This window comes from Streptomyces sp. NPDC057654 (genome assembly GCF_042800135.1).
GTDB lineage: Bacteria > Actinomycetota > Actinomycetes > Streptomycetales > Streptomycetaceae > Streptomyces.
In genome coordinates this window covers 1-1,364 of sequence record NZ_JBHVHQ010000972.1, presented here as the reverse complement: position 1 = coordinate 1,364, position 1,364 = coordinate 1, and the positions used below count along the sequence as shown (strand labels likewise).

At 70.2% G+C, this 1,364-nt stretch carries 1 protein-coding gene; it reads left to right on the top strand.

Features of this window, described 5'->3' with window-relative positions:
- Positions 1–14: 14 nt before the first annotated feature.
- Positions 15–1,337, top strand: coding sequence for an MFS transporter (locus ACFU99_RS39075; RefSeq protein WP_384402119.1), 1,323 nt, complete (start codon positions 15–17; stop codon positions 1,335–1,337).
- Positions 1,338–1,364: the final 27 nt, after the last annotated feature.

The following is a 1,364-nucleotide window of genomic DNA, read 5'->3' as shown; positions in this document are numbered from 1 at the left end:
GTCGGAGGCACAACATGGTCAGCACCCACCCCCCGGCCGGTGCCACCCGGTCGCTCCTCGACCGCTTGGGCATCCCCAAACCCCTGGCCTTCGGCTTCCTCGGGGTTCTGCTCTTCATGGTCGGAGACGGCGTCGAGTCCGGGTTCATCGCGCCGTTCATGGCCGATCACGGGGCCGGGACCGAGGTGCGCGCCTCGTATGTGATCACCGCGTACGGCGTCACGGTGATGGTGGCGTCCTGGCTCTCGGGCGCCCTGGCCGACCTCTGGGGGCCGCGCCGGGTGATGCAGCTGGGCCTCGTGGTCTGGATCGTCTTCGACGTCCTCTATCTGGCCTTCGCCCTCGGCGCCGAGAACTACCCGCTGATGCTGGTCTTCTACGGGCTGCGCGGCTTCGGCTATCCGCTCTTCGCCTTCGGCTTCCTGGTGTGGATCACCGCCACCACCCCGCCGGCCCGGCTGGGCACCGCCGTCGGCTGGTTCTACGTCGCCTTCACCGGAGGCCTGCCCACCCTCGGCTCACTGGTCGCCGGGACCACCAACCCGCTCTTCGGCCAGTTCGGCACCCTGTGGATCGCGCTGGGCATCATCGCGCTCGGCGGTGTGATCTGCATGATCGGCGTCCGGGAGCGCACCGGCTTCACCCGGCTCGCCCCGCCCGACGCGCAGCCCGTGCAGCGGCTGACGTCGAGCCTCGCCATCATCTGGCAGAACCCCCGCGTCGCCGTCGCCTGCGTGGTGCGCATCATCAACACCGCGCCGGAGTTCGGCTTCCTGGTCTTCCTGCCGACCTTCTTCGGCGACAAGATCGGCTTCGGCGAAGGGGGCTGGCTGACGCTGCTGGCCGTCATCTACGGCACCAACGTGATCTTCAACCTGGTCTTCGGCGCGATCGGCGACCGGATCGGCTGGCAGCGGACGATCGCGACGTTCGGCGGCCTGGGGTGCGCGGTCACCACCCTGATGCTGTATTTCGTGCCGCTCGCCGCCGGCGACCGCTACTGGGTCGCGATCGCGGTCGGGATGCTCTACGGCATCGCGCTCGCCGGGTTCGTCCCCATCTCGGCGCTGGTCCCCAACCTCGCCCCCGAGAACAAGGCGGGCGCGATGGCCCTGCTCAACCTGGGCGCGGGCGGCGCGGCCTTCGTCGGCCCCGCGATCGTCAGCCTCTTCCTGGGGCCGGTGGGACCGGCCGGGGTGGTCATCATCTTCGCCGCGCTGTACGTGCTCGCGTCGGTGCTGACCATGGTGTTCCTGAAGCTGCCGGAGGGCAGCTCGGCCAAGACCGCCCCCGAGGCGCCGCCGCGCGAGGCCGAACCGGCGCCGGCGAGCGCCTGAACGGGCCCCTAATACGGATCCTGATAC

Bases quoted from the DNA above. Each gene is read 5' to 3' on its own strand.
- ACFU99_RS39075 (WP_384402119.1), top strand. From the start codon at position 15: ATGGTCAGCACCCACCCCCCGGCCGGTGCCACCCGGTCGCTCCTCGAC.